This window comes from Hydrogenimonas sp. (assembly GCF_029933015.1).
Taxonomy (GTDB): Bacteria; Campylobacterota; Campylobacteria; order Campylobacterales; family Hydrogenimonadaceae; genus Hydrogenimonas.
Genome location: NZ_JAOZOZ010000067.1, coordinates 1 through 8,576 on the forward strand (window position 1 = coordinate 1; position 8,576 = coordinate 8,576).

The window sequence follows — 8,576 nt, forward strand, 5'->3', positions numbered from 1 at the left end:
GAGGGCAACATCGCCGCCGTCTGGCCGAAAGTGCGTGTCAAAGGGCATGTGGAAGCGGTGAAGAAGAAGCTTCAGGAATTGAGAATGGAGAATTGAGAATGTAGAATGAAGGATGCGGCTTCGCCACTTCCAATATAATTAAATAGCCGGCGTAGCCGATTCCTCTCAGTACTCAGTACTCGATACTCAGCACTAATTGAAATAAAGCTGAAATTCAGCTCATATTCAGTATTATTGCACTCCCTTTTTCCGTAAAAGGGAAGACCTCACATGTGTCAATCCTTGACAGGTTGCGCGGAAGATCCGCGTTGATGGGCACAGAGGCTAAACCTGGCCACATGGCACAGACAAAATTTTTCTCAAGGAGAACCCATGGTCACTATGAAAGACCTGCTCGAGTGCGGTATGCACTTTGGACACCAGACACGTCGTTGGAACCCGAAAATGAAGAAATTCATCTTCGGCGTACGAAAAAATATCCATATTATCGACCTGCAGAAGACGCTTCGCTACTTCCGCTACACCTACAATGTCGTCCGTGACGCGGCGGCCGAAGGCAAAACGGTCATGTTCGTCGGTACGAAAAAACAGGCGCGCAACGCGATCGTCGAGCACGCACAGCGCTGCGGCATGCCCTACGTACAGACCCGCTGGCTCGGCGGTATGCTGACAAACTATCAGACGATCCGCAAATCGATCCGCAAACTCGAGGTGATCGAGGAGATGGAAGAGAGCGGAAAGATGGATCTGCTCACCAAAAAAGAGGCGCTGATGCTCAAGCGCAAAAAAGAGAAACTCGAAAACTACCTCGGCGGTATCCGCAACATGAAAAAACTGCCCGACTATCTTTTCGTCATCGACGCTGTCAAAGAGCGTATCGCGATCAAAGAGGCGCGCCGCCTCGGTATCCCGGTCATCGCGCCGCTGGATACCAACTGCGATCCCGATGTCATCGACTATCCGATTCCGGGCAACGACGACGCGATCCGCTCGATCCAGCTCTTCTGCCGCGAGATCGCCGACGCGATCATCGAAGGCCGTGAACTGGCGGCCCAGGAAGCCGAAGAGGAAGAGGCTGTCACCGAAGAGGAGATGGCTGCCGTGACCGAAGAAGCGGTCGCCGAGGGTGAAGCGGAAGGTGCCGAAACGGCAACGGAAGCGACCGAAGAAAACAAAGGAGAGTAAGCGATGGCAGCAGTAACAGCAGCAATGGTCAAAGAACTCCGCCAGCGAACCAACGCGGGGATGATGGACTGTAAAAAAGCGCTCACCGAAACGAACGGTGACATGGAAGCCGCCGTCGAGTGGCTTCGCAAAAAGGGCCTCTCCAGCGCGGCCAAAAAAGCGGGCCGTGTCGCCAGCGAAGGTGCGATCAGCATCGAAATCAGCGACGACCATCGCAAAGGAACGATCGCCGAGATCAATGCCGAAACGGACTTCGTCGCCCAGAACGACAACTTCAAGTCGCTCGTGAAAAAAGCGACCCGCCACGTACATTGCTCCACGGCGACGACGGTCGAGGATCTGCTTCAGACAGAGATCGACGGTACGACGTTCGAAGAGTACCTCAAAGGCGAAATCGCGAAAATCGGTGAAAACATCGTCATGCGCCGTTTCGTCACCATCGACGCCGGTGAAAACGGTACCGTCGAGGGCTATATCCACGGTAACGGCAAGGTGGGCGTTCTCGTCGCCGCCAAATGCGACAGCGACAAGACCTGCGAAGCGATCCGCCCGACGCTCAAAAACATCGCGATGCACATCGCCGCGATGAACCCCGCCTATCTCGACGAGGAAGCCGTTCCGGCCGAAACGATCGAGAAAGAGAAAGAGATCGCGATCGAGCAGCTCAAAAAAGAGGGCAAGCCCGAAAAGATCTGGGACAAGATTCTCCCGGGCAAGATCAAACGTTTCCTCAAAGACAACACGCTGGTCAACCAGCCCTTCGTCATGGACGACAAGAAAACCGTCGGCCAGGTGCTCGACGAAGCCGCCAAAGCGGCGGGCGGTACGGCGAAGATCGTCGAATTCATCCGCTTCGAGCTTGGTGAAGGTATCGAAAAGAAAGAGGAAGATTTCGCAGCGGAAGTTGCGGCACAGATGGGCAAATAGACCCGTATGCCTCTTTCGACGACTGCCGGAGTGTCACCCGACGCTCCGGTCCTGCTTAGAGCAGAAAAACTCTCCCACGCATTCGACTATCCCCTTTTCGAAAATATCGATCTGACCATCCGTGAAAACGAAAAAGTCGCCGTCATCGGTGTCAGCGGCAGCGGCAAATCGACGCTTCTACACATACTGGCGACCCTTCTGAAACCGCAGCACGGTCGTGTCGAACTGCTGGGGTCGGATGTCTACACGCTGACGCCGAAACAGCAGCTGGCGATCCGCCGTTACGAAATCGGCATCATTTTCCAGTTTCACTATCTTTTCAAGGGGATGAGCGCGGCGGAAAATGTCGAGATCGCCACGCTTCTGAGCGAAACGGAGCCCGACGAAGCGCTTCTGAGAAGACTCGGGATCGAAAGCGTCATGCATCAACGGGTCACGGAACTCTCCGGAGGACAGCAGCAGAGAGTTTCGATCGCCAGGGTCCTCTCCAAAAATCCCCGTCTCATCTTCGCCGACGAGCCGACGGGCAATCTCGACGACGAGACGGCCCATACCGTGATGGAGACGGTTTTCGAACATATCGAAAAGGTCGAAGGGGCCCTCTTTCTCGTCACACACGACGAACGCATCGCCGACAGCTGCGACAGGGTCTACAGATTGGAGCATGCGAGGCTGGAGCGCGTCCGGTGAGCTGGTACAGCCTGCTCGCGCCCGATCACATCTACACCTTTCTGCTCCTTTTCGTCCGACTCTCCACCCTTTTCGTCTTCTTGCCTTTCTACAATCATATGTCGGTCTCTCCGTCGATCAAGGGGGCTTTCGCCTTCTATCTGGCACTGGTGCTCTATCCCATCGTGCCGGTAACGCCAGAACCGGCTTCCGCGGGGATTTTTTTCATGGCGCTCTTTTCGGAAATCGTGATGGGGCTGATCGCGGGGGTCGTGCTGAATATCGTTTTCGGCATTTTCGCCTATGCCGGCGAGCAGATCGCTTTCGTCATGGGGTTTTCGCTGGCGAGTGTCATGGATCCCCAGAGTCAGATCCAGTCGCCTCTGGTGAGCCAGTTTCTGACGATGATGGCCCTGCTGATACTCCTGGCCTTCAACGGTCACTACATGATTCTCATGTGGATGGTGGAGGCGCTGCAGGGGGCGCCTCTGGGCGGTTTCGTCCTCGATCCTCAGATGTTCGACTATGTCATCCGGGCGATGGGCAATCTTTTCATGCTGGGCTTCTCCGTCGCTTTTCCGATCGTCGCACTCTCTTTGCTTTCGGATATCATTTTCGGGATGCTGATGAAGACGATGCCCCAGTTCAACCTTCTGGTCGTCGGATTTCCCATCAAGATCGCCCTCTCTTTAGTGGTCTGGTCCGTCGTATTGGGTTCGATGATGATGATATTCAAGGAGCAGTTTCTGGATGCCATCGCCGTTTTGAAGGCGTGGATTCAGTAGGGTTTCGCCTCCCTGACCATTCTTTCGAATGAGCGCTCCAGCCGTTTGGCCAGAGCGTAGTCGTCTATCAGACAGAGAATTTCGTAGTTTTTCCCGAAAGCGGAATAGGTCCAGTTCGCCGATCCCGTGACGATGCGGCGGTTGTCGACGATCATCACTTTCATATGCATCAGGGCTCTTTCGGAACCCTTTTTCCGATAGGGTCTGCCCTCCAGCAGAAGCGTTTGGATATTTCGGTATTTGGCGAGGTAGCCGAGCTGGCTTTTTTGGTTTTTCAGGTTGGAGGAGCGGTCGAAAACGATGCGGACCTTCACACCCCGTTTCGCCGCGTTGACGAGACGCTTCGCGATGGTTTTGTGGGTGAAACTGTAGATGGCCGCATCGATGCGGTAGCGGGCGCCGTCGATCGTTTTGACCATCGCACGCAGCGCCTCTTTCGATTCGTAGGGAAGTGTGTAGCATCGCAGATGGGTAGGGTCGGCATGGAGGAAAGTCAAGAGCGAAAAGAGTGCCAGAAGTGGCCATATATGGCGCATTCGTCTTCCTAAAGCAAAAATAAATGATGTTGATTATACAATAAAAGCGATTGCCAAAACACCCACACGACAAAGGCTTCGAGAATGCGAATACTGCTAATCAACCAAAATCCCATCGTCTCGAAACTGGCGGGACTCAGTGCGCAGAAATCCGGATACGAGATCGTCGAAGAGTTTTCCATCGACGAAATCGAGGGAGAGGATTTCGACGTTCTCTTTATCGACGACGCGAAACTCGAGGGTACGAGTCCAGAAATATTGAAGAGGCGTACAGGTGTCAAGAAAACCTGTCTGATCTACGCCGACGACGATACGAAAGTACCGGGATTCGACTACTACATCAAAAAGCCGTTTCTGCCGACGGAGATGGTCGATCTGATGAGCGAGATCCACGACGATCTCCTTCTGCCGGAAATGGAGACGGAGCCTGAAGAGACGGGTGTGGAAGAGGGGATGCCCGAAATGGCGGCGCTGGCGGAAAACGAGATCGCCGATGAAGAGGAGAGAAGCACGACCGCGGAAGAGAGCGGGATGGCCGCCGGCATCGTCGGGATGGAGGATTTCGATACGCTTCTCGAGGAGCTCGAAGCCGAATCGCACGAAGAGGAGAAAGCTTCCCAAAGTGTGGAAGCGGAAGAGGATTTCGAAGCCCTGATGGCGTCACTGGAACTCGAAGAGGCGGGGGAAGAGGCGGAAGAGAAGGAGATCGAAGGGGAAACGGAAGAGACACCTTCCGAAACGATCGAGGAAGGCGAAGAGGCCGAGCCGCCATCCGAAGAGAGCACGAAGGAAGAGGCGGAGAGCTTCGATCTCGACAAACTGCTGGAAGAGGCGGAGGAGACGGAGTCCAAAGAGAGTGAAGAGAGACTCGAAGAAGAGGATTTCGAAGCGCTTCTTGAAGGACTCGACCTGGAGGGCCTCGAGACAGAGGAGAGTGAAACAGCTGAGAAAGCGGCGGAAGAGAGGGTGGAGGAAGAGAGGGAGCCGGAGGAGCCGATCAGCCTTCCCGAACCCGAGGAGCCCGTGGGCGGCGTTCTTGACGAGAGCCTGGTCAGCGAGGTGAAAGAGCTTCTGGGCGAAGAGGCGGTCGAAAACGAGGCTGCGGAAGAGTTCGTCGAGGGGTTGCCCGAAGAGAGTGAAAAGAAGCAGGAGGCCGAAGCGTTCGATCTCGACGAGCTTCTCGAAGAGACAGAAGCGGAAGAGGAGACGGCGGGCGAAGCGTTGCCGGAGGAAGAGGGATCGCAAACCGGCGTCGAAGAGGAAGCGACGGAGCCGCCATCCGAAGAGATCACGGAGGAGATCTCTCTCGAGGAGATCGAAGAGCTCGAAGTGCTGAAGGGGATCGAACCCGAAAGCGAAGAGGAGCTGGAGACGCTTTCGGAAGAGGAGCTCGGTGCGGTACTCGGCGAAGAGATAACACCGGAAGAGAGCAGGGAAGAAACCATGGAAACGGAAACGGTACCGGAGCCCCAAACCGAAACCGCGGCGGAAGAGGCACCCAAAGCCTCCCAGGCGGCCGCTGCGGCGGAAGGGGCGCTCCTCTCCGGTCTTCTGGGAAGCGATCCGGAAGCGCTGCGCAAACTGCTCGCCGGCGCCCAGATCACGATCAACATCACCTTTCCGAAAGATGTGTAGATGAAGAATTTTGGATCGATACTGATCATCTCCGGTCCCAGCGGTGCGGGGAAAAGCTCTCTGATCAAGGCTGCGGGCGACAAGATCGGAGACTACTACTTCTCGATTTCGACGACGACGCGTCCGCCCCGCGAGGGAGAGAGAGACGGCGTCGACTACTTTTTCGTCGACAAGGAGACCTTCGAAGCGGACATCAGGGCGGGTGAGTTTCTCGAGTACGCCCAGGTGCACGGCAACTACTACGGTACGTCCCTGAAACCGGTCAGAGAGGCGCTCGAAGCGGGAAAACTCGTGATATTCGACATCGACGTACAGGGACACGCCATCGCCAGGGAGAGGATGGGGGACCTGATCACGTCGGTATTCGTCACGACCCCGACGCTGGCGGAGCTGGAGCGGCGCCTCAAAAGCCGGGGCACCGACGACGAGGAGATCATCAAAAACCGTATCGAAAACGCTCTCATCGAGGTCGAGTACATCACGGCCTACGATTTTCTGATCGTCAACGACGACTTCGAAAAAGCCCTCGACTCCTTCATCGCCGTGGCCAAGGCGGCGCGACTCAAAAAGGGGCGCAAACAGGCGCTGCAATTCGTCAACGAGTGGCGAAGCGAAGACTCGTGAAAAGATATAAGGGCACCTCTGAAAACCCTATGCGGTCATAGCTTGCAAAGCCCATAGGGAAGACAGATTTGGGGCAATCTTCGGCAAGATATTTCCTTGACTCAACTACGGTTGGGCCTGCGGAAATCTCTCACCGAATCTTACCCCGACTTTGCCTTCTATGATCCGTATAAGGTTTTTAGAGCTCCCCATAAGGCCTGCAACAGGCAACGATAGATATAATAAATCCAAAATTATTCAAGGAGATACGTATGGGTATGCCATCTATGCCGGAACTTTTGATCATTCTCGCGATCGTCGTACTGCTTTTCGGAGCGAAAAAGATCCCCGAACTCGCCAAGGGAATGGGTAGCGGTATCCGCAACTTCAAAAAGGCGATGAAAGAGGACGAAGAGGAAGAAATGGCGGCCGCGAAGGCCGAAAAACAGGTCGAGCAGAAAGCCGAAACGACCGAAACCGCGAAAACGGAAGAGAAAAAAGAGGCCTGATCCGCTTTGAAAAAACGAGTCTACGAAGTTCTTAGCAAACATATCGACCATCCGATCGTTCTGGAGAAACCGAAAGACAAGAATTTCGGACACTACGCGACACCGATCGCCTTTTCGCTGGCGAAGACGCTTCGACGCAATCCGATGCAGATCGCCGAAGAGCTCGCCGAGAAGCTGCGTGAAGAGGAGATGTTCGAAAAGGTCGACGCTATCAAAGGATACGTCAACCTCAAATTGAGTCAGGATTTTCTGAACGAGTACGCCGTATGGGCGCTCGGGCACGAAGAGGATTTCGCAAAAGGGGAGAACGGTACTTCCATTCTGCTGGAGTTCGTCAGTGCCAATCCGACGGGACCGCTTCATATCGGTCACGCGAGAGGCGCTGTATGGGGTGACGTGCTGGCGAGGATCGGAGAGCATGTCGGGTACCGTATCGAGCGTGAGTATTACGTCAACGACGCGGGGAACCAGATCTATCTGCTGGGTCTTTCGGTCTATCTCGCGGGTCGTGAGCATCTCGGTTTCGAGGTGGAGTGGCCCGAGGAGTACTACCGGGGAGAGTATATCGCCGACCTCGCCAAAAAAGCGGTGGATGATCTGGGCGAAGAGAAGTTCACGGACGAAACCTTCATCCCCGAGATTTCGGAGTGGGCCAAAGACCGTATGCTCGAACTCATCAACGAGAATCTGGCGGAGGTGGGTATCTTTTTCGACCACTACGTCAGCGAAAAATCCCTCTACGACCGGTGGGACGAGATCCTGACGAAACTCGCCGACGCGGGTGCCGTCTACGAGAAGGACGGCAAATGGTGGCTCAAGTCCACCGAGCACGGCGACGAAAAGGACCGTGTCGTCGTTCGGGAGGACGGCCGTCCCACCTATCTGGCCGGCGACATCATCTACCACTATCAGAAGTTCGAACGGGGCTACGACCACTACATCAACATCTGGGGAGCCGACCACCACGGCTATATCGCCCGGGTCAAGGCGGCCATCGCCTTTTTCGGTCACGACCCGCAGCGTCTGGAGATCATCCTTTCGCAGATGGTGTCGCTGCTCAAAGGCGGCGAACCCTACAAGATGTCCAAGCGGGCCGGAAACTTCATCCTGATGCAGGATATCGTCAAGGAGATCGGAGCCGACGCCCTGCGCTTCATCTTCCTGACCAAAAAGAGCGACACCCATCTGGAGTTCGATGTGGAGGATCTGAAAAAAGAGGACAACTCCAACCCGATCTACTACATCAACTACGCCCACGCCCGGGTCTTTTCACTTTTCGAAAAGGCGGGCAAAAGCCAGGAAGAGGTCTTCGGCGTTTCGATGGAAGGGCTGGGAGAGGATGCCTACGATCTGCTCTTTACGGCCCTGCTGCTTCCTGAAGTCCTCGAAGACGCCTTCGAGAGCCGGCAGCTGCAGAAAGTGACCGACTATCTGAAATATCTGGCAGGCATGTACCACAAATTCTACTACGACAACCGCATCATCGGCACGCCCCACGAGGAGAAACTGCTGAAACTCTCGGCCATGGTCGCTCTCTCGCTGCGGGTGGGCCTGAAGATGCTCGGCATCAGCGCACTCAAAAAGATGTAGAAGCTCTTTCGAAAACTTCTACATCTTCTCTTTTTTCACGATTGGAACACTCTTTGCTTCATTCATGTTCAAGAGCCCCGGCAAGTTAGCTTGCAAACTGTTCCGGTCAAACCGGGGCTCTTTGAAAAGCGTCGTTA

The 8,576-nt window shown here is 55.0% G+C and carries 9 protein-coding genes; 8 read left to right on the forward strand and 1 reads right to left on the reverse strand.

The genetic code is table 11. The features are described 5' to 3' along the window. Nucleotides 1–372: 372 nt before the first annotated feature. The 4 genes from rpsB to fliR are packed head-to-tail and all read left to right on the forward strand — an operon-like array spanning nt 373 to nt 3,566. Entirely contained in the window at nt 373–1,185 is an 813-nt protein-coding gene (rpsB, locus tag Q1K23_RS05880; protein WP_300363223.1) for a 30S ribosomal protein S2, read from the forward strand. Nucleotides 1,186–1,188: 3 nt separating this feature from the next. After that, nucleotides 1,189–2,112 carry a translation elongation factor Ts gene (gene tsf / locus Q1K23_RS05885; protein ID WP_300363224.1) on the forward strand — a complete coding sequence of 308 codons (924 nt, stop codon included), beginning with the start codon at nt 1,189–1,191 and terminating at the stop codon, nt 2,110–2,112. Between the two features lie 6 nt (nt 2,113–2,118). Next, nucleotides 2,119–2,802 (forward strand): ABC transporter ATP-binding protein, encoded by a 684-nt coding sequence (locus Q1K23_RS05890; protein ID WP_300363225.1) that lies wholly within the window; start codon nt 2,119–2,121, stop codon nt 2,800–2,802. Then, on the forward strand, nt 2,799–3,566 hold the full coding sequence (gene fliR, locus Q1K23_RS05895; RefSeq protein ID WP_300363226.1) for a flagellar biosynthetic protein FliR: 768 nt from the start codon (nt 2,799–2,801) through the stop codon (nt 3,564–3,566). Before Q1K23_RS05890 ends, fliR begins: the two co-directional genes overlap by 4 nt. On the opposite strand, the gene Q1K23_RS05900 is transcribed toward fliR, so the two are convergent. Continuing rightward, nucleotides 3,560–4,102, reverse strand: a complete 543-nt coding sequence (locus Q1K23_RS05900; RefSeq protein WP_300363227.1) for a phospholipase D-like domain-containing protein — start codon at nt 4,100–4,102, stop codon at nt 3,560–3,562. The two genes, fliR and Q1K23_RS05900, sit on opposite strands and share 7 nt — an antisense overlap. 84 nt (nt 4,103–4,186) lie before the next feature. Here Q1K23_RS05900 and Q1K23_RS05905 point away from each other — a divergent pair, with 84 nt between their 5' ends. The 4 genes from Q1K23_RS05905 to argS all read left to right on the forward strand — a co-directional run bounded on the left by Q1K23_RS05905 (nt 4,187) and on the right by argS (nt 8,439). Beyond that, nucleotides 4,187–5,737, forward strand: coding sequence for a hypothetical protein (locus Q1K23_RS05905; protein ID WP_300363228.1), 1,551 nt, complete (start codon nt 4,187–4,189; stop codon nt 5,735–5,737). Next, the gene (gmk, locus tag Q1K23_RS05910; RefSeq protein WP_300363229.1) at nt 5,738–6,361 is read left to right on the forward strand and encodes a guanylate kinase; all 624 of its coding nucleotides are present in this window, start codon (nt 5,738–5,740) and stop codon (nt 6,359–6,361) included. It abuts the gene before it with no gap. Between the two features lie 251 nt (nt 6,362–6,612). After that, nucleotides 6,613–6,849, forward strand: a complete 237-nt coding sequence (locus Q1K23_RS05915) for a twin-arginine translocase TatA/TatE family subunit (RefSeq protein WP_300363230.1) — start codon at nt 6,613–6,615, stop codon at nt 6,847–6,849. 6 nt (nt 6,850–6,855) lie between these two features. Continuing rightward, nucleotides 6,856–8,439 (forward strand): arginine--tRNA ligase, encoded by a 1,584-nt coding sequence (argS, locus tag Q1K23_RS05920; RefSeq protein ID WP_300363231.1) that lies wholly within the window; start codon nt 6,856–6,858, stop codon nt 8,437–8,439. The last annotated feature ends 137 nt before the right edge of the window (nt 8,440–8,576 follow it).